The organism is Sphingobium sp. (assembly GCF_048594625.1).
GTDB lineage: Bacteria > Pseudomonadota > Alphaproteobacteria > Sphingomonadales > Sphingomonadaceae > Sphingobium.
This window is the reverse complement of the sequence record NZ_JBMDWL010000049.1, coordinates 1-18,914: the sequence shown is the minus strand read 5'-3', so window position 1 is coordinate 18,914 and position 18,914 is coordinate 1. Positions and strand designations below refer to the sequence as shown.

Sequence of the window (18,914 nt, the reverse complement as noted above, 5' to 3'; positions counted from 1 at the left end):
TTTCGCCGACGTGCGCGATCATGTCCGCCGGGTGCAGACGATGGTCGACGACCTGCGCGAGATTTTGAACAGCGTGTTCGAATCGTCCAATCTGCTGGAACAGCAGCGCACCGGCGACATCACCCGCCAACTCGCCGCATGGGCGGCGATCCTGGCGGTGCCGACGGCACTCGCGGGCATTTACGGCATGAACTTCGACCATATGCCCGAACTGCGCACGCGCTATGGCTATCCGGTCGTGCTGGGGGTGATCGCGGTGATCTGCACCATCCTCTACACCCGCTTCAAGAAGCTGAAATGGCTGTGACCGGACAAACGAAAAGTATCGAAATCGGCCTTACGCCGGACTGACACCCGCGCCACTCGCTCCGTGCGAAGGCGGCAGGCGGCAGGCGGCAGGCGGCAGGCGGCAGGCGGCAGGCGGCAGGCGGCAAAAGCAACACTGTGCCTGAAACGCTATGCCTGAAATGGTGTGCCCGACGGGATTCGAACCCATGGCCCTCAGATTAGGAATCTGATGCTCTATCCTGCTGAGCTACGGGCACCCGGCGACGGCTCTATTGCGGCGCGGGCGCGGGGTCAATCGCCGATCAGTTCTTCGCCTGCGGGGGAATGACCGGGAAAGGCAGCGGCGCCACCTCCACCCCTTCGGCGATCAGCGCCTTCGCTTCGGCAGGCGCAACCTCGCCATGGATGCTGGTGCGGTCCTGTTCGCCATAATGCATGGCGCGCGCCTGTTCGGCAAAGCCCCGCCCGACCCAGGTCGATCCTTCCAGCGCCTTTTTCTGCGCGCTCGCCAGCGCGTCGACCAGTGCCTGCATCTTGGCCTGATCGGCGGCGTTCATTACCGGCGCACTCGCCTCTTCGCGCGGCGCGACTTCGCTGCGGCTAGTCCCCTTCGCCCCGACGGCGGGCGCCATCAGCGCCTTGCCGATGTCCGCGTCGCCGCACATGGGGCATGTCAGCAGCCCGCGCGCCTTCTGGCTTTCATAATCCGCGCTGGACCCGAACCATGCTTCGAACACATGGCCCTGTCCTGCGCATTTCAAATCGAACACGATCACGAAACAGTCACGTCCTTTAGGATCACACGGCGATTGGCGATGGCGGGCACGCGCCCGCGCACATCCCCTATGCGCGACAGGTCGATGTCCGCAAGCCCCAGCCCGGCCGTTTCGCCCATGTCCAGCAGCACCTCGCCCCATGGATCGATGGCGACACTATGGCCATAGGTCACGCGCCCGTCCTCATGGGCGCCCACCTGCGCGGCGGCGATGACATAGCATCCCGCCTCGATCGCGCGGGCGCGCAACAGCACATGCCAGTGCGCCTGCCCCGTCGGCACGGTAAAGGCGGCGGGCGCCAGCAATATCGTCGCCCCCGCGTTGGTCATCGCCCGGTACAGGTCGGGGAAACGCATGTCGTAACAGATGGAAAAGCCCATCCGCCCCCATGGCGTATCGGCCACGACCACCTGTTCGCCCGGCCCATAGACCGACGATTCGCGCCAGCTTTCGCCGGTGGCCAGATCGACGTCGAACAGGTGGATCTTGTCGTACCGCGCCCGGATCGCGCCCATATCGTCGATCAGGAAACTGCGATTGGCCCATCGCCCGTCGGCCCGCTCGCCCTTTAGCGGCAGCGATCCGATATGCACCCACATTCCCTCACGCGCCGCCGCATCGCGCACCGTCGCCAGCACGACGTCGCCCGCTTCGTCACGCAACGTCTCCGCCGCGCGCGCCCGGTTGCGGTCCAGGCATCCCGCCATTTCCGGCGTGAACAGCATGTCCGCGCCTTCGCCCTTCGCGCGCTTCACCATCTCCACGATGGCGGCCGCATTGACGGCGGGATCGACCCCGCTGGTCATCTGGAACAGGGCGGCGCGCATCTGGCTCACGGCGTCCGTCACAGCCCCAGCAACGCGTCCAGCCTGCCCTCGCGGTTCAGCGCGCTCAGGTCGTCGCTGCCGCCGATATGCTCCCCGTCGATGAAAATTTGCGGCACGGTCGTCCGTCCCGGCGCGCGTTCCAGCATTTCCTCGCGCTTCGGACCGCCCATGCTGATGTCATATTCCTCGAACGCCACGCCCTTGTCGGTCAGCAGCGCCTTGGCCCGCGCGCAATAACCGCACCAGTCCTTGGTATAGATTTCGACTTTCGCCATGATGATGAACAGCTCCTTTTCCCATGAAATTGGGGCAAAGCCGCGCTTTGTCAATCAATCGACATGATCGGGCAGCACCCGCGCCCAGCACAGCAGCCGCACATCGCCCGCGCCGCCGCGCTTCAGCGCCCGCACACAGGCCGCCGCCGTCGCCCCGCTGGTATGCACATCGTCGATCAGCAACAGCCGTCGCCCTGCCAGATCCGGCCGTCGCCCCGGCGCCAGGGCGAAGGCGCCCCGCACCACCTTCGCCCGCTGTTTGGTGTTCATGCCCCGCAACGGCGCGGTCCGTTTCACCCGCCGCAACAGATGCTTGTCCACCGGCCACCCGGTCATCCGCCCCAGATGATCGGCGATCAGCGCCGACTGGTTGAAACCCCGGTTCCACAATCGCCACCGATGCAGCGGCACCGGCACGATCACCGCTTCGCCATCGCCCACATGGCGCAGCATCATCCGCGCGATCAGCCGGGCAAGCCCGATCCGTCGCCCATATTTCAGCCGCAACGCCACCGTCCGCGCGACATCGCCATAGGCCATCACCGCCCGCGCGCTGTCCCATGGCGGCGGGTCGGCCATGCATGCGCCGCATTCCGCCCCGTCCCCCATGTCATGGGGGAATGGCACGCCGCACCGCGCGCAACAGGGTTCGCCCAGAAAAGCCATCCCGCCCCAACAGGTCAGGCAGAATGCGAAATCCTCCGCCACGATGGTCCCGCATCCGGGGCAACGCGGCGGCAATGCATAATTCACGACCGGACGGACTGCGCCCTTGAGAAGCGGGATGATCGACATCATCTGCCTTGTCCGCGCTTCGCCCCCGATGCACAAGGCCCGCCATGGAATCCCGTCCCGACATTTTCGACCGCGCCCGCCGCGCCCGCCAGCGCGATCGCATGCTGCCCCGTTTTGCCGACCATGACTTTCTGCATCGCGCGATGCTGGACGAACTACTCGACCGGCTGAACGATGTGCAGCGCGACCTGCCCGAAGTCCTCCTGATCGGCTGCCCCGACGGCAGCGCAAAGGCCGCGCTGGAGGCGATGGGCAAGCGCGTCGCCTGCGCCGATCCCGGCTTTCTCGCCGCGAAAATGGCTGGCGGGGTACAGGCGGATGAAGACGCCCTGCCTTTTGCCGACGACAGTTTCGACCTCATCATCGCCTGCGGCACGCTGGACAGCGTCAACGACCTGCCCGGCGCGCTGATCCTGATGCGGCGCGTGCTGCGCCCCGATGGCCTGATGCTCGCCGCTTTTGCGGGCGCGGGCAGCCTCCCCCGGCTCAAATCCGCGCTGCTCTCGGCCGAAGGGGATCGCCCCGGCCAGCATGTCCACCCACAGGTCGATGTCCGCTCGGCGGGCGACCTGCTCAGCCGCGCCGGCTTCACCATGCCCGTGGCGGACGGCGATCTGCTCAACATCCGCTATGGCGACGTCGTGCGCCTGATGCACGACCTGCGCGGCATGGGTGCGGGCAATGCGCTGTTGACCCGCTCGCCCGCGCTGACGCGCGACACGCTGATGCGCGCGGCCGCCCATTTCGCGCAGGCCGCCGATCCGGATGGCCGCACGGCCGAACAGATGGCCGTCATCTACCTGTCGGGCTGGAAACCCGACCCCAGTCAGGCCGCCCCGGCACGGCGCGGCAGCGCCACGGTATCGCTGGCGGCGGCGCTGAAGGGGAAGAATTGACGCCGACGGTCCTCAACCGCGCTTCGGGGGGTATTCGACATGGTAGGTCAGGCAGGAATCCGTTTCCTGCGCCATCGCCACCGTCGGCATGCCCCTACAAAAAGCGGACTGTGTCGGTCGGCACCCTCACCGCTATTTCACCCACATGTCCTACCCCGCTACGCCATGATAATATACGACCCACCAATGCCCGATCTTGATATAAGATGTCGGAAAATTGTAATGAAATATCCAGTTTAGCGGGAAATGTGCGAAGTTAAGCGCTGCGTCGCACGTTCCCGACGGTCGGCGGATCGTCCATTTCCCGCGCCGTCCACCCTCTGCCGTCATGGCTGTAATCGACATGGCTCGCCCGGCGGAATGCCGCCCCGTCCCATACGATCACCTGCAATTCCATGGCGTTATTGCGCCGGACATGCAGCCAGTTGAAACTTTGCGGCTCATCGTTGCGCAACCGGGTCGATGTCGCCGTGCCCGCCTGTATCACCAGCGCGCCGCCGCTATGTTCGACCATCTTCTGCGCTGCTTCGGCATAGGTGCGATGGAAATGCCCGGCCAGCGCCACATGCACCCCCGCCTCGCAGGCGGCCTTGACCGCATCGTCATGCCGCCCCACCGCCTCGCTCAACTCTCCCCCCTTGCCGATCGGCATGGAAAAGAGCGGATGGTGGGTCACCAGGATGCGGGTCTTGTCCGGCGCGACCTGCGCGAACCGCTGGCGCAGCATATCCATCTGATCATGGTTGATCCGCCCGTCCTTGATCGTCAGCGATCGCGCGGTGTTCAGGCCAAGGATCGCGACTTCCCCATCCTCAAAAAAGGGACAGAGGTCGTTGCTGATATAGCGTTTATAACGCGCCAGCGGCCGGGCGAAGCGCCGCACCACATCGTAAAGCGGCACATCATGATTGCCCGGAATGACCAGCAGCTTCAGCCCCGCCGTCCTTAGTCGATTAAGCCACGCCGCCGCCTGCCTGAACTGGTCGACCCGCGCCCTTTGTGTCAGGTCGCCGCTGATCACGATCAGATCGGGTCGCCTTTCCTCGAGCCATGCGGTGGCGGCATCCACGATCCGCTGGTCGTTGGCGCCAAAATGAATGTCGGACAGATGTGCGATGCGAGCCATGCCACAGTAACGATTGCACGGCATCGGGTTTCCCTGCGGACCCGAATCCCTTTTTCAGAGTTATTGCGGCATGGAAACGAAACCTCTTCCCAAAGACGCCATCCTCGTCGTCAACGTCCATAGCCGACGGGGGCAGGATAATTTCGATCAGGCCAGGGAAAAACTGGGGGCTGCAGGCATCCGCCTGATCGCCGCCCATGCCGTGCAAGACCCCGAACAGATGGCCGCCACCGTCAAACAGGCGGTCGACAGCGGCGCTCCGATGGTGATCGTGGGTGGGGGGGATGGCTCCATGTCCGGCACGGTCGATGAACTGGTGGGCAGCCATTGCGTGTTCGGCGTGTTGCCGCTCGGCACCGCGAACAGCTTCGCCCGGACGCTCGGCCTGCCGCTGGACCTCGACGGCGCGGTGCAGGCGATCGCCACCGGCCAGCGCCGCCGCGTCGACCTTGGCATGATCGACCGGGACTATTTCGTCAACGCGGCGTCCCTAGGCCTGTCGCCCATGATCGGACAGACGGTGCCGCACAAGCTCAAACGCTATCTGGGACGGATCGGCTATCTGATCTGGGCGGTCAAATGCTCGGTCGGCTTCCGCGCCTTTCGCCTGACCATCGATGACGGTGTGAAGGAACGGCGCATGTGGTCGACGGAGGTGCGCATCCTGAACGGACCCTATCATGGCGGCGTCGAACTGTCCGACCATGCCGACGTGGATACCGGGGAAATCGTCGTTCAGGCGGTCGTCGGTCGCAGCAAGCCGCGACTTGCGTGGGACTGGTACGCCAAATTCTTCAAGCTACGCGACCGCGATTCTCATACGGAGGAATATCACGGCCAGTCGTTCAGGATCGATACCAAGCCACGCCAGCGCATTTCCATCGACGGCGAAGTGCTGGCCAAGACCCCGGTCGCGGTAAAGATCGCGGCGGGGGCGGTGGAGGTCGCGGTGCCTGCGGACAACTGATCCACATCCGCTCGTTTCGAGCGTGTCGCGAAACCAGAAGCGCAGCATTGGCGCTTCTCGACTGCGCTCGAAACGAACGGCCCCCTGTTTGACGCAGGCAACAAAAAAGGGACCGGAAATCCGGCCCCTCCCCTGTTTCGATATTTCCGAAGAAACTTAGCGCTTCGAGAACTGGAAGCTGCGGCGGGCCTTCGCCTTGCCATACTTCTTACGTTCAACGACGCGGCTGTCGCGGGTCAGGAAGCCTTCGGCCTTGACCGCGCTGCGCAGCGCCGGCTCGTACTTCGACAGAGCCTGGGCGATGCCGTGCTTCACGGCGCCGGCCTGACCCGACAGACCGCCGCCCTTGACGGTGGCGATCACGTCATACTGGCCTTCACGTTCGGTCACGCCGAACGGCTGGTTGATGACCAGACGCAGGGTCGGGCGAGCGAAATAGACTTCCTGATCGCGGCCGTTGACCGTGATCTTGCCGGTGCCGGGCTTAACCCAAACGCGGGCCACGGCGTCCTTGCGGCGGCCGGTGGCATAGGCGCGGCCGAGGCTGTCGATTTCCTGAGCGCGCAGCGGAGCCGAGGGCTGAACCGGAGCAGCAGCGACTTCGCCAGCTTCCACGGCAGCGGCCGGAGCGGCGGCAGCGGGGGCGTTGGCGGTCAGCGACGCGAGGTCGGACAGGGACTGGCGGTTATCGGACATTATGCACCCACCTTGTTCTTGCGGTTGCGCGACGCGAAATCGAGCACTTCGGGGTTCTGGGCTTCATGGGCGTGTTCGGCACCAGCGAAGATACGCAGGTTGCGCATCTGCTGACGGCCCAGCGGACCGCGGGGGATCATACGCTCGACGGCCTTTTCCAGGACGCGCTCAGGGAAACGACCTTCCAGGATCTTCTGGGGGGTGGTTTCCTTGATGCCGCCGGCATAGCCGGTGTGCTTGTAGTACACCTTGTCGGTCAGCTTGCGACCGGTGAACTTCACCTTGCCAGCGTTGATGATGATGACATTATCACCGCAATCGACGTGGGGCGTGAAGCTGGTCTTGTGCTTGCCGCGAAGGATGTTCGCGACGGTCGATGCGAGGCGGCCGACGACGAGACCTTCCGCGTCGATCAGGATCCACTTCTTTTCGACCGTTGCCGGGGTCGCCGGCTTGGTGGTCTTCATCAGCGCCTTCATGGTGCCAATACTCCAGAATGAAAAATGAAACCGGACGCCGTTGCCGACGCCCGGAAGTGGGGCGCTAATGACGACTATGGGCGTTCAAGTCAAGAGATTCGGGGCTTTTCGCAACGGGTAAAATAATACCGTGGCTAAGGCACAGGTGTCAGCGACCGCGTTTCCGTCAATGCCTGTGCCTTCACCGCAAGATCGCGACGCTGGCTTTCGATGAGGCCGCTGCTGCGCGACAGATGATAGGCGATACTGACCTGCACGCCATCGCCCGCCAGCTTTTCCTCCAGATCCAGCGCGTCGGTCGATTGTTCCACGACACGCAGCGTCCCTTCGACAGGGACCGGCCGCCCCAGCGGCGATCCGGCTACGGTGCGCAGTCCCCGCCCCTCACCACCTTCGACCGCGCTTCCTGAAAACAGGAACAGCGGCTGCATTTCCCCCGCCAGCAACGCCAGCCGGCCATCGGGCGTCAGGCTGGAAAGGAGAGTCTGCACATTCAACGCGGCCTTGTGTCGTGGCGAGCCCGGCGTGAATTGCTGCAACATCGCGGTGATGCCTGCCTGAAGCCTTGCCCACACGGCATCCTGATCGTCGATCCCGACGATCTTCCCCTGTGCATTCAGGCGAAATTGCAGTTCGATACCGATCATTGGCGTCAGCGCCGCACGATAGGATTCCGCTCCCGCCCCCGGCGCATCGCTGTCGATGCCGCGTAGCGTGGCGTGGAGGATATAGCCGTCCCCTGCCCGCTCGAACCGCAGGTCGCGCGTGGCGCTGAACATGCGGGCGACGCCATCGACCGGCCGATGCTGTTCGATGCGGTAGATCAGGGGACGGCCCACCGGCGGAGAGAAAGGTATGGCGACGCTCTGCGCGCCGGTCGGTGACGCGATGCACAGGATCGCTGCTGCAAGCATCCGCTTCAACGACGGATACCCACGGCGTGCGCGCCCCAGGCTGCGGCAGTCACGACCAGTGCGCCTACCGCCTGATGCAGCACCGCCAGCGGAAATGCGATGCCGCTGATGACCGTGGCGATGCCAAGGACGATCTGCGTTCCCAGCGCGGCGTTGATCGCAATCGAAGCGCCACGACACCCGGCCTGCTTCGCCCGGCGCGCCAGCAGGATCAGCGCCACGGCGGCAACCCACGCCCACCAGCGATGCAGAAAATGCACCAGATAAGGGTCGCTGGAAACGGTCGCCCAGAGCGAACCCAGCCATGTGATCCCCTCAGGCACCAGATGGTCATTCATCAACGGCCAGCTGTTCGACACATAACCGGCATCCAGCCCGGCCGTGAACGCGCCCAGCATCAGTTGAACCATCAGGATCAGAAGCACCACACATGCAAAGGGGCGCAATTTTGCGGGCCGGGCATCGGTCGACCGGACCAGCGCCATAAGGTCGAGCGCCGTCCAGATCAGGCCGCCGATGATGAACAGCGCCGTCAACAAATGCACCGCAAGCCGGTAATGGCTGACATCGGTGCGTACCGACAGACCGGATTTCACCATCCACCAGCCAATCGCCCCCTGCAATCCGCCCAGCGCCAGCAAAGCGACCAGGCGCCAGCCATAACCCGCAGGAATGGCGCGCCGAACGGCAAACCAGACAAGCGGCAATGCGAAGGCCACGCCGATCAGCCGCCCTAGCAAACGGTGCAGCCATTCCCAGAAAAAGATGAACTGGAAATCGGACAGCGTCATGCCCTGACGCAATTGCTGATATTCGGGGATCTGTTGGTAAAGGCGAAACGCCTCCATCCACTGATCGTGGGTCAGCGGCGGAATGGCGCCCGTAATCGGCTTCCACTGGGTGATCGACAGGCCGGATTCCGTCAGGCGGGTTATGCCCCCCACGACCACCATGCAAAACACCAGAAAGGCAACGATCAGCAACCATCGGGCTATGGTGACCGGGCGCGGACCGCCCTTGTGATGAACGCTGGAAAGTGCGGAAGCTGTCATCCCCGGTCCATGCCCCCATGCACGACCCTTTTCAAGCTGTTGCCGCCCATATGGGCATGGACAAATTGCCCCGGCCACTGGCAATGTCGATGAAACAAATCGCCTGACGGGGCGTATCCAACCAACTTGGACCGATGCAGGGACTGGTCATGACTGCCGCACCAACAGGCATCGCCGCAATGATCGCAACACAGGGGCCCATGGGCGCCCTCACCGCGCGGCTGGACAACGGATCGCCGCTCGGCCCGGTCGAATGCTGGTCCCCCGCGCTCATATCGACGGTTCGGCTCATGCTATCGTCCAAGGCGGAGATCGTGCTGTTCTGGGGGCCGCAATTCTGCGCCCTTTATAACGAAACCTATGTTCCCACGATCGGCGACAAGCATCCCCGCGTGCTGGGCCGCCCGGCGTCGGAGGGCTGGTCCGAATTATGGGACGACCTTGGCCCGTTGCTGCAATCGGTGCGCGAAACAGGCGAAACCGTGCATGCCAAGGACCGCCCCTTTTACATCGAACGAGACGGCGGCAAGGGCGAGAACGTCTATTTCGACATCTCCTATTCCCCCGTTTATGAGGCCGACGGATCGATCGGCGGCATATTGTGCATCGTCAACGAAACGACACAGCGGGTGCTGGCGGAACGGGCGATGCTGGCCGATCGCAACCGATTATGGGCGCTGGCCCGCGATCCTTTCCTGATCGCCGATACGGCCGGGACATGGCTGGCCGTCAGCCCCGCGTGGACCGACATATTGGGATGGAGCGAAGCTGAACTGATCGGCCGTACGTCGCAATGGATGGAACATCCCGACGATGTCCGCCCGACCCGTGATCGCATCGACGATCTGGCCCATGGCGAAACGGTCATGCGGTTCGACAACCGGTTCCGCGCCAAAGACGGCAGCTATCGCACATTCAGCTGGACCGCGGTGCCCGAAGGCGAGCTGATCTATTGCGTTGCCCGCGACGTTACCGAACAACGCGCTCGTGCTCGCGCACTCACCGATACCGAAGCGGCGCTGCGTCAGGCCCAAAAGATGGAAACGCTGGGCCAATTGACAGGCGGGGTGGCTCACGACTTCAATAATCTGCTTCAGATCGTGACCGGCAATCTGGACCTGTTGCAACGCGCCCTGCCCGCCGACGATACCCGATTGCAGCGCATGGTCGGTCGGGCGGCAGCCGGTGCGGAGCGGGCAGCCATATTGACGCAACGCCTGCTCGCCTTTTCCCGTCGCCAGCCGCTCGATCCGCGACCGGCCGATCCCAATCGGCTGGTCGCCGGCATGTCGGAACTGCTGCACCGCACATTAGGCGAAACCATCGCCGTCCGCACGATTGATGCCCCGGATGCATGGCCGATCGAGGTTGACGTCAACCAGATGGAAAATGCGCTGATCAATCTGGCGGTCAACGCGCGCGATGCCATGCCGACAGGCGGTACGCTGACCATCGATGTCGCCAATGTCGACGTCGATGGCGAACAGGCCGCGCGGGATGGCGACATGAAGCCGGGCGCCTATGTAGTGATCAACGTATCCGATACCGGCGAAGGCATGGATGCCGATACGCTGGCGCAGGCGATAGAGCCATTTTTCACTACGAAGGAAGTCGGGCGCGGCACAGGCCTTGGCCTGTCGATGGTCTATGGCTTCATCAAACAGTCAGGCGGCCATATGCGGGTTCAGTCTCAACCCGGTCAGGGTACGCATATCCAGCTATATCTGCCGCGCCATCATGGAAAGGTCGCCGCGAACGACGCGCAGGATGCCGCGCCCGCCACGCCGATGCACGGCAGCGAAACGATCCTCCTGTGCGAGGATGACGATAATGTTCGCGCCTACTCGCTCGAAGTGCTGCGCGACCTTGGCTATCATGTCATCGCTGCGCAGGACGGCCCGACCGCGCTGGCCGCGCTGGACACTGCCGATCGTCCGGTCGATCTGCTCTTCACGGACGTCGTGCTGCCGGGCGGCATGACCGGGGCCGATCTGGCCGCCGCCGCCCGGACGCATCGACCGGGCCTCAAGACCCTGTTCACCACCGGCTATGCCCGCGACGCCATCGTCCATGACGGTCGCCTCGATGCGGGCATAGACCTGTTGACCAAGCCTTTTGGCTATCGCGACCTCGCCGCCAAGGTGCGGGAGGTGCTGGACCGGGCGGAGCAACGAACGGAAGGCGTCGCCTGAACGATCAGGCTTTGATCGCCTTCCACGCATTAAACAGATCGCGCCCGCGCTGGCCCACTGTCGCGGCATCGTCGCCGGGCTTATAGAGCGCGCCGCCAACCCCGATGCCTTCGCATCCGGCGGCCAGCCACTGACCGATCGTATCCGCCCCGGTGCCACCCACGGCCCAGACGCCGACATGCTTGGGCAGCACGTCCTTGATTGCCTTGATATAGGGCGCGCCCAGCTGCGCCGCCGGGAATAATTTGATCCGCTTCGCCCCGGCCGCGACGGCGGCGAAGGCTTCGCTGGGGGTCATGAAACCGGGCAGAAGTTCCAACCCCAATTCTGCGCCACGCGCGATGACGGCCGGATTTGTGTTGGGCGTCACCATGATGCGCCCGCCAGCCGCGTGCAGATCTTCAACTGCCGCCACGCTCAGAACGGTGCCCCCGCCGATCAGCGCTCGGTCACAAAATTCGGCCTGCATTGCAGCGATGCTCTTGAGCGGTTCGGGCGAATTGAACGGCACTTCCAAAATGCGGATTCCCGCTTCGATCAGCACCGCGCTGACGTCGATCGCCTCTTCGGGCTTGATGCCGCGCAGGATCGCGCAGACCGGCGGCGCGCCGTCGGCCAGCAATTCGTCGAGGGTCATGCCGTCACTTCTCCCATGAAACCAAGGCCCGCCAATGCGCAGCCATCGCCATCCATCGCATGCGATGCGATGCCCTGCGCTTCCAGCGCCTGCGCATAGCGGGCCGAAAGTCGTTTATCACCAATCAGGACGACGCTGTCCGTACCGGTCAGCGTCGTCCTGATTTCCGCTATTTCGCATCCGATCAGCAAACCGGACAGATAGCCCAGCGCCCAGTCGGGCGATTTCCCCTTGCGCAACCGCATGGTCCGCGCCGCGAACAGCGACTGCAACAATCCGGCCTCGTTCGCCCGTTCAAGCCCTTCGGCAAAACCGGCGGCTTCTTCGGCCGCATCTGTCACGTCGGTCTTTGGCCCCAGGGTCGAACGGTCACGCAATAACGCGAACAGCTCACCCGTCGGCATGGTGCGGAAGGCGACGATCCGGCCATCCTCCACCAGCGACCATTTATTATGGGTGCCGGGCAGGACGATCAGATGGCGCCCGGCCGCCAGCGCAGGATCGCGCGCCAGTGCGCCGAATATCTGCGTTTCTTCACCCCGCATGACATCGGGAATGCCATCGGCGTCCTCACAGGCCAGCCCGGCCATGATGGCGAACGGTACGCCGCGCCATTCGAACCGCACCGCGACTTCGCGCCAGTCCTGAACATCGGCAGAGCAATCGGCATAGGGCGCCTCCATCCAGCCGTCCCGCGCACCAACCATGCCGCACAGGGTGATGGACTGCGGCATGCCATCGGCCAGCCATGGCGCAATGGTTTCGGCAAAAGCGCCTTCCGCTTCACGCCCGACGGCGCCGATGCCCGGCCCGTCGCGCCGGGCTGCGATCACGCCATTTTCAATCCGGAACAGACGGAGCCTGGTGGTGCCCCAATCGCCGATAACCGAATAATTCGTCACCGGCACATCCCCACTAAAATATTTATGTTAGCGCTCACATTATCCCACTTCGGGTGCTTGAAATGTTATTTGTCTGAGTATATCAGAAGGGCGAGCGCGTCAACGCGCCACGCCCTATTTTTGCGTCAGGATGCCCAATGAGCGATTCGCCGAAAACTGCCCCGAAGCTGCGCAGCCGCGCATGGTTCGACAATCCCGATAATATCGACATGACCTCGCTCTATCTGGAGCGTTACCTGAATTTTGGCCTCAGCCTTGAAGAACTGCGCAGTGGCAAGCCGATCATCGGCATCGCCCAGACCGGCAGCGACCTGTCGCCGTGCAACCGCCATCACCTCGTGCTGGCAGAGCGCATGCGCGAAGGCATCCGCGAAATGGGCGGCATCGCGCTGGAATTTCCGGTTCATCCGATTCAGGAAACCGGCAAGCGTCCGACCGCGGGCCTTGACCGCAACCTCGCCTATCTCGGTCTGGTCGAAGCCATGTATGGCTACCCGCTCGACGGCGTGATCCTGACCAGCGGTTGCGACAAGACCACCCCGGCGCTGCTGATGGCCGCCGCCACCGTCAACATCCCCGCCATCGCCCTGTCGGTCGGCCCGATGCTCAATGGCTGGCACAAGGGCGAGCGCACCGGTTCGGGCACCATCGTATGGCATGGTCGCCAGCTGCTGGCCGCAGGCAAGATCGATGACGAAGGCTTCATCAAGCTGGTTGCGTCATCGGCGCCGTCGACCGGCTTCTGCAACACCATGGGCACCGCCAGCACCATGAATGCGCTGGCCGAAGCGCTGGGCATGATGCTGCCGGGCAGCGCGGCTATCCCGGCCCCCTATCGCGATCGTCAGGAAGCGGCCTATCGCACCGGCAAGCGCATCGTGGAAATGGTGCATGAAGACCTGAAGCCGTCCGACATCATGACGCTGGACGCGTTCCACAACGCCATCGTCGCCAATTCGGCGATCGGCGGTTCGACCAACGCGCCGATCCATCTGACCGCCATCGCCCGCCACATGGGCGTAGACCTGCCGCTCAAGGATTGGGAAACCGTCGGTCACAAGGTGCCGCTGCTGGTCAACATGCAGCCCGCCGGCGAATATCTGGGCGAAGATTATTATCGCGCGGGCGGCCTGCCGGCCGTCATCAGCCAGCTGATCGATCAGGGACTGATCAAGGAAGGCGCGATGACCGTCAATGGCAAGACCATGGGCGAAAATTGCAAGGGCGTGGAGATCGAAGATGAAAAGGTCATCCGCCCGTTCAACCAGCCGCTGAAGGAAGAGGCTGGCTTCCTTGTCCTGTCGGGCAACCTGTTCGATGCCGCCGTGATGAAGACCAGCGTCATCAGCGACGAGTTCCGCGATCGCTATCTGTCGAACCCCGACGATCCCGAAGCCTTCGAAGGCCCGGCAGTCGTGTTCGACGGTCCGGAAGATTACCACCACCGCATCGACGATCCGTCGGTCGGCATCACCCCCGATACGCTGCTGTTCATGCGCGGCGCCGGCCCGATCGGTTATCCGGGTGCGGCCGAGGTCGTGAACATGCGTCCGCCCGCCTATCTGATCACCGAAGGCGTGTCCGCCCTGCCCTGCATCGGCGATGGTCGCCAGTCGGGCACGTCGGGCAGCCCGTCGATCCTGAACGCATCGCCCGAAGCGGCGGCGATGGGCGGCCTTGCGTTACTGGAAACCGGCGATCGCGTCCGCATGGACCTGAAAAAGGGTGTCGTGAACGTCCTCATTTCCGACGAGGAACTGGAAGCACGCCGCGCCAAGCTGGTCGCGGAAGGCGGGTTCAAATATCCCGCATCGCAGACGCCGTGGCAGGAAATCCAGCGTTCGGTCGTCGGCCAGATGAATACCGGTGCGATTCTGGAAGGCGCGGAAAAATATCAGCGCATCGCCCAGACCATGGGCCTGCCGCGCGACAACCACTGATCCATTGAAAAGCATGGGGCGGCTCTCCATCTGGGGGCCGCCCTTGTCCTTGCATTTTCAGCATCATGCATGCCGCAAAAGCGTCAGATAGCTGCGGCATGATCGATTAATCCCCAAAGCCCCCCTTCAGGAGAACGACCATGTTCAACGGAGCCATCCTTATCGGCGCGAACGAGCGCACCGGCGGCGATCCCTTCTACGCCATCAACCCGGCAACCGGCGAAAAGGGCGACGTCGCCTTCTCCAGCGCCATGCCCGCCGAAGTCGAGGAAGCAGCCGCGCTGGCCGACGCCGCGTTCGAAAGCTTTTCAACCCTGTCGCCCGACGCGCGCGCAACCTTCATGGAAACCGTGGCCGACAACATCGTCGCCATCGGCGATCTGCTCATCGAAACCGCCATGGCCGAAACCGGCCTGCCCCGCGCCCGCCTGGAAGGCGAACGCGGCCGCACCGTCGGCCAGCTGCGCCTGTTCGCATCCTATGTGCGCCTGGGCGACTGGCTAGACGCCACCATCGACAAGGCGCTGCCGGACCGCGCCCCGCTGCCGCGCGCAGACCTGCGCCGCGTCAACCATTCGGTCGGCCCCGTTGCCGTGTTCGGCGCGTCCAACTTCCCGCTAGCCTTCTCGGTCGCGGGTGGTGACACCGCCGCGGCCTTCGCCGCCGGTTCGCCCGTCGTCGTCAAGGGTCACAGCGCCCACCCCGGAACCGGCGAACTGGTCGCCCGCGCCATTCAGGCAGCGGTCAAGGCATGCGGCCTGCATGAAGGCGTCTTTTCCTACCTGCCGGGCGCCAACCGCGCGCTGGGCAGCTCGCTGGTCGCCGACCATCGCATCAAGGCCGTTGGCTTCACCGGTTCGCGCGGTGGCGGCACGGCGTTGATGAAGATCGCGGCCGAACGCGCCGAGCCGATCCCGGTCTATGCCGAAATGTCGTCGATCAACCCGGTCGTGCTGCTGCCCGGCGTGCTGGCGGCAAAGGCCGAAGCGCTCGGCACCGCCTTCGTCGGATCGCTGACCATGGGTTCGGGCCAGTTCTGCACCAACCCCGGTCTGGTCATCGCGCTCGACGGTCCGGATCTCGACACGTTCGTCGCATCGGCCGCCGCCGCCCTGTCGGGCGCCGCGCCGCAGGTCATGCTGACGCCGGGCATCCACGACGCCTATGAAAAGGGCGTCGCCGCTCTGGTCGGCGCCGATGGCGTCACCACCGTTGCCCGTGGCACCGACCCCGAAGGCGTGAACCGCGGTCAGGCCGCCTTCTTCTCGACCGACAGCGCGACCTTCGCGTCCAACCCCGTGCTGGCCGAAGAAGTGTTCGGTTCGTCCTCCGTCCTCATCCGCTGCTCCAGCATCGAAGAGGTCATCGCGACCATCGCCGGTCTGGAAGGGCAGCTGACCGCGACGCTGCATATCGGCGAAGGCGACGAAGGCGATGCCGCCAAGCTGCTGCCCACCCTGTCCCGCAAGGTCGGCCGCATCCTGACCAACGGCTGGCCCACCGGCGTCGAAGTGACCCATGCGATGGTCCATGGCGGTCCCTTCCCGTCGACCGCCGATGGTCGTTCGACCTCGGTCGGTACGCTGGCGATGATGCGTTTCCTGCGTCCCGTCTGCTATCAGGACGTGCCCGATGCGCTGCTGCCCGCCGCGCTTCAGGACGCCAATCCCTGGGGCCTGACGCGCCGCATGGAAGGCAAGCTGGAAGTCGCTGCATGACGATCCGCGCCGGTCTCGTCGGCCTCGGCAAGATCGCGCGCGACCAGCACCTGCCGGCGATCGAAAAGATCGCCGGCATAGAGCTGGTGGCCGTCGCCAGCCGCAACGCGCAGGGCGAAGGGGTGAATAATTACCCCGACCTCGGCGCGATGCTGGCGGGCGAACCGGATCTGGATGCCGTCATCCTGTGCCAGCCGCCGCAGGTCCGTTATCAGGCGGCGCGGCAGGCGCTGCTGGCGGGCAAGCATGTGTTTCTGGAAAAGCCGCCGGGCGCGACCGTGTCCGAAGTGGAGGCGCTGACCGCGCTCGCCAAGGCGCAGGGGGTGACACTCTACGCCAGCTGGCACAGCCGCTATGCCGCCGCCGTGACGCAGGCCAAGGCATGGATCGCGGAGCGCAAGGTCGAACGCATCGACATTCAGTGGCGCGAGGATGTTCGCCACTGGCATCCGGGCCAGCCCTGGATATGGGAAGCGGGTGGTTTTGGCGTATTCGATCCGGGCATCAACGCCCTGTCGATCCTGACCGAGATCGTCAGCGAACCGATCACCGTGCTGTCCGCCCAGCTGGAAGTGCCGTCGAACAAGCAGGCGCCGATCGGCGCGACGCTGACCATGGCGACGGCATCGGGCGCGGCGATCGACACCGTGTTCGACTGGCGTCAGACGGGTCCACAGACCTGGGACATCGCGGTCGAAACCGACCAAGGCAGCCTGCTCCTGTCCGAAGGCGGCAATACGCTGCGCCTGGACGGCGAAGTGCAGATGAAGGCGCCGGACGAGGAATATCCGTCCATGTACCAGCGTTTCGTCGGACTGGTGGCGGACAAGGCCATCGACGCGGACACCGCGCCGCTGCGTCTGGTGGCGGATGCCTTCCTTTGCGGACGGCATTGTCCTACGGCTGTGTTCGAGGACTAACATAAGAGGAAAAGGCATGGGGAGCGTGCGACAGGACGGACCGTTCGGATCGGACGAAGGCACGCTCCGCATCCATCAGGCGATCGCCCGCGATCTGGGCACCGCTATACTCACCGGGAAACACAAGCCCGGCGACCTGTTCGAAGGCGAGATCGAGGCATCGGAACGGCTGGGCGTATCACGCACCGCCTATCGTGAAGCCGTGCGTATCCTGATCGCCAAAGGCATGTTGGAAAGCCGCCCCAAGGCCGGGACCCGTGTCCTGCCCCGCGCGCGCTGGAACGTGCTGGACCCCGAAATGCTGGCATGGATGTTCGCCGGGGAACCCGATGCGGACTTCATTCGCGACCTGTTCGAACTGCGCGGGGTCATCGAACCGGCCGCTGCCGAATTTGCCGCGCGCCGCCGCACCGAAGATCAGATTGCAACGATGAAGGCAGCGCTGGCCGACATGGGCCGGTTCGGCCTGTCGACGCCCGATGGCCGGGCCGCCGACCAGCGGTTCCACCATGCCATCCTTGCCGCCACCCATAATGACGCATTGGAAGCGCTGGCCAGCTCGGTCGGTGCGGCGGTCAGCTGGACCACCACCTTCAAACATCGCAAGCGGCTGTTACCGCGCGATCCCCTGCCCGATCATCATGCCGTGTTTCAGGCCATCGCCGCACGCGATACGGCGGCGGCGCGCGATGCCATGGCGGAACTGCTGCGACTGGCGCTGGGCGACATGGATATCGCGCTTAACGAGCCGGGCGGCTGAAAGGCCTCTCCCGTCCCGGTTGGTTTGGATCTGTCGAGATTCTGCCCCTGTCTTCAGGACAAGACAGCCCTTTGGAAAGCTCTGCGCGAACGGACTGACAGGGGTTTTGCGTTCCCCTACCCCAATATGAAATCGACGCCCGCCATGGCGTGGATACTGGTGCAGTCGTAGATGGGCAGCACATTCGCACGCACATCGACGATCCGTTCCAGTTCGGTGCAGGCCAGCACGACCGCCTGCACATCTTCCTTCGCAATGTCGGTCAGTTCCGACTTCATATAACGTTCGGATTCCTTGCTGACTTTCCCCACGGTCAGTTCGTCATAGACGATGCGGTCGATCCGTTCCGCCAGTTCCATGTCGGCGGGGATCAGCGACACGCCATGGGCGACAAGCCGCTGGCGATAGAATTTTTCGGTCATGACATTGCGGGTGCCGATCAGCGCGGCTTTTTCGATCCCGTCGGCCTGCATGCGGTCGCCCACCACTTCGGCGATATGGATGATGGGGATTCCCACCTGAGCCTGTATTTCTTCATATACGCGGTGCATCGAATTGGCGCAGATGAGGATGCTGCCCGCGCCCGCCTGTTCCAGCCGACGCGCGGCGGCGATTAGCTGGCCACCCGCGCAGTCCCAGTCCTGCTGCGTGGCGCAGCGGGCGACTTCGGCGAAATCGAGGCTGTCGATCAGCAGCGGCGCGCTATGCTGACCGCCCAGCGCGCGATGCACCGCCTGATTGATGATCTCATAAT

20 protein-coding genes and 1 tRNA gene are annotated in these 18,914 nt (G+C 64.2%); 8 read left to right on the top strand and 13 right to left on the bottom strand.

Going from position 1 to position 18,914, the window contains the following annotated elements; all coding sequences use genetic code 11:
• The coding region (locus ACOJSJ_RS06505; RefSeq protein ID WP_420144175.1) for a CorA family divalent cation transporter at positions 1-307 on the top strand (307 nt) is incomplete at its 5' end.
• Positions 308-468: 161 nt separating this feature from the next.
• On the opposite strand, the gene ACOJSJ_RS06500 is transcribed toward ACOJSJ_RS06505, so the two are convergent.
• The 5 genes from ACOJSJ_RS06500 to ACOJSJ_RS06480 all read right to left on the bottom strand — a co-directional run bounded on the left by ACOJSJ_RS06500 (position 469) and on the right by ACOJSJ_RS06480 (position 2,964).
• Positions 469-545 (bottom strand) — tRNA-Arg (locus ACOJSJ_RS06500).
• A gap of 45 nt (positions 546-590) precedes the next feature.
• Entirely contained in the window at positions 591-1,064 is a 474-nt protein-coding gene (locus tag ACOJSJ_RS06495) for a DUF1178 family protein (protein WP_420144174.1), read from the bottom strand.
• Positions 1,061-1,891 carry a carbon-nitrogen hydrolase family protein gene (locus tag ACOJSJ_RS06490; RefSeq protein WP_420144177.1) on the bottom strand — a complete coding sequence of 277 codons (831 nt, stop codon included), beginning with the start codon at positions 1,889-1,891 and terminating at the stop codon, positions 1,061-1,063. Before ACOJSJ_RS06490 ends, ACOJSJ_RS06495 begins: the two co-directional genes overlap by 4 nt.
• A gap of 17 nt (positions 1,892-1,908) precedes the next feature.
• On the bottom strand, positions 1,909-2,166 hold the full coding sequence (gene grxC, locus ACOJSJ_RS06485; protein WP_420144173.1) for a glutaredoxin 3: 258 nt from the start codon (positions 2,164-2,166) through the stop codon (positions 1,909-1,911).
• A 54-nt stretch (positions 2,167-2,220) separates the two neighbouring features.
• Positions 2,221-2,964: a double zinc ribbon domain-containing protein gene (locus ACOJSJ_RS06480; protein WP_420144172.1), complete on the bottom strand. Its 744-nt coding sequence runs from the start codon at positions 2,962-2,964 to the stop codon at positions 2,221-2,223.
• Between the two features lie 41 nt (positions 2,965-3,005).
• Between ACOJSJ_RS06480 and ACOJSJ_RS06475 the strand changes: the two genes are divergently transcribed.
• On the top strand, positions 3,006-3,857 hold the full coding sequence (locus tag ACOJSJ_RS06475; protein ID WP_420144171.1) for a class I SAM-dependent methyltransferase: 852 nt from the start codon (positions 3,006-3,008) through the stop codon (positions 3,855-3,857).
• 256 nt (positions 3,858-4,113) lie between these two features.
• Here ACOJSJ_RS06475 and ACOJSJ_RS06470 read toward each other — a convergent pair whose 3' ends face one another.
• Entirely contained in the window at positions 4,114-4,983 is an 870-nt protein-coding gene (locus ACOJSJ_RS06470) for a metallophosphoesterase family protein (protein ID WP_420144170.1), read from the bottom strand.
• Between the two features lie 70 nt (positions 4,984-5,053).
• Between ACOJSJ_RS06470 and ACOJSJ_RS06465 the strand changes: the two genes are divergently transcribed.
• A complete protein-coding gene (locus ACOJSJ_RS06465; protein ID WP_420144169.1) occupies positions 5,054-5,950 on the top strand; it encodes a diacylglycerol/lipid kinase family protein in 897 nt (298 codons plus the stop codon).
• A gap of 156 nt (positions 5,951-6,106) precedes the next feature.
• Here ACOJSJ_RS06465 and rpsI read toward each other — a convergent pair whose 3' ends face one another.
• The 4 genes from rpsI to ACOJSJ_RS06445 form a co-directional block, all read right to left on the bottom strand.
• On the bottom strand, positions 6,107-6,646 hold the full coding sequence (rpsI, locus tag ACOJSJ_RS06460; protein ID WP_420144168.1) for a 30S ribosomal protein S9: 540 nt from the start codon (positions 6,644-6,646) through the stop codon (positions 6,107-6,109).
• Positions 6,646-7,125, bottom strand: a complete 480-nt coding sequence (rplM, locus tag ACOJSJ_RS06455; protein ID WP_084438944.1) for a 50S ribosomal protein L13 — start codon at positions 7,123-7,125, stop codon at positions 6,646-6,648. The genes rpsI and rplM overlap by 1 nt, the downstream gene beginning before the upstream one ends.
• A gap of 134 nt (positions 7,126-7,259) precedes the next feature.
• Positions 7,260-8,039 carry a hypothetical protein gene (locus ACOJSJ_RS06450; RefSeq protein WP_420144176.1) on the bottom strand — a complete coding sequence of 260 codons (780 nt, stop codon included), beginning with the start codon at positions 8,037-8,039 and terminating at the stop codon, positions 7,260-7,262.
• A 5-nt stretch (positions 8,040-8,044) separates the two neighbouring features.
• On the bottom strand, positions 8,045-9,091 hold the full coding sequence (locus ACOJSJ_RS06445; RefSeq protein WP_420144167.1) for a COX15/CtaA family protein: 1,047 nt from the start codon (positions 9,089-9,091) through the stop codon (positions 8,045-8,047).
• Positions 9,092-9,291: 200 nt separating this feature from the next.
• Here ACOJSJ_RS06445 and ACOJSJ_RS06440 point away from each other — a divergent pair, with 200 nt between their 5' ends.
• A complete protein-coding gene (locus tag ACOJSJ_RS06440) occupies positions 9,292-11,283 on the top strand; it encodes an ATP-binding protein (RefSeq protein WP_420144166.1) in 1,992 nt (663 codons plus the stop codon).
• A gap of 4 nt (positions 11,284-11,287) precedes the next feature.
• Here ACOJSJ_RS06440 and ACOJSJ_RS06435 read toward each other — a convergent pair whose 3' ends face one another.
• Together ACOJSJ_RS06435 and ACOJSJ_RS06430 are read right to left on the bottom strand one after the other, a co-directional pair.
• The gene (locus ACOJSJ_RS06435) at positions 11,288-11,920 is read right to left on the bottom strand and encodes a 2-dehydro-3-deoxy-6-phosphogalactonate aldolase (RefSeq protein ID WP_420144165.1); all 633 of its coding nucleotides are present in this window, start codon (positions 11,918-11,920) and stop codon (positions 11,288-11,290) included.
• On the bottom strand, positions 11,917-12,822 hold the full coding sequence (locus ACOJSJ_RS06430; RefSeq protein ID WP_420144164.1) for a 2-dehydro-3-deoxygalactonokinase: 906 nt from the start codon (positions 12,820-12,822) through the stop codon (positions 11,917-11,919). The genes ACOJSJ_RS06435 and ACOJSJ_RS06430 overlap by 4 nt, the downstream gene beginning before the upstream one ends.
• A 137-nt stretch (positions 12,823-12,959) precedes the next feature.
• On the opposite strand from ACOJSJ_RS06430, the gene ACOJSJ_RS06425 reads away from it, so the two are divergent.
• From ACOJSJ_RS06425 to ACOJSJ_RS06410, 4 genes are all read left to right on the top strand, one after another.
• On the top strand, positions 12,960-14,762 hold the full coding sequence (locus ACOJSJ_RS06425; RefSeq protein ID WP_420144163.1) for an IlvD/Edd family dehydratase: 1,803 nt from the start codon (positions 12,960-12,962) through the stop codon (positions 14,760-14,762).
• A gap of 140 nt (positions 14,763-14,902) precedes the next feature.
• Positions 14,903-16,480 (top strand): aldehyde dehydrogenase (NADP(+)), encoded by a 1,578-nt coding sequence (locus tag ACOJSJ_RS06420; RefSeq protein ID WP_420144162.1) that lies wholly within the window; start codon positions 14,903-14,905, stop codon positions 16,478-16,480.
• Entirely contained in the window at positions 16,477-17,400 is a 924-nt protein-coding gene (locus tag ACOJSJ_RS06415) for a Gfo/Idh/MocA family protein (RefSeq protein WP_420144161.1), read from the top strand. Before ACOJSJ_RS06420 ends, ACOJSJ_RS06415 begins: the two co-directional genes overlap by 4 nt.
• Before the next feature lie 16 nt (positions 17,401-17,416).
• Positions 17,417-18,160: a FadR/GntR family transcriptional regulator gene (locus tag ACOJSJ_RS06410; RefSeq protein ID WP_420144160.1), complete on the top strand. Its 744-nt coding sequence runs from the start codon at positions 17,417-17,419 to the stop codon at positions 18,158-18,160.
• A gap of 116 nt (positions 18,161-18,276) precedes the next feature.
• Here the strand turns inward: ACOJSJ_RS06410 and ACOJSJ_RS06405 are convergent.
• Positions 18,277-18,914 (bottom strand): aspartate/glutamate racemase family protein (locus tag ACOJSJ_RS06405; protein WP_420144159.1); only part of this gene is annotated, 638 nt, incomplete at its 5' end.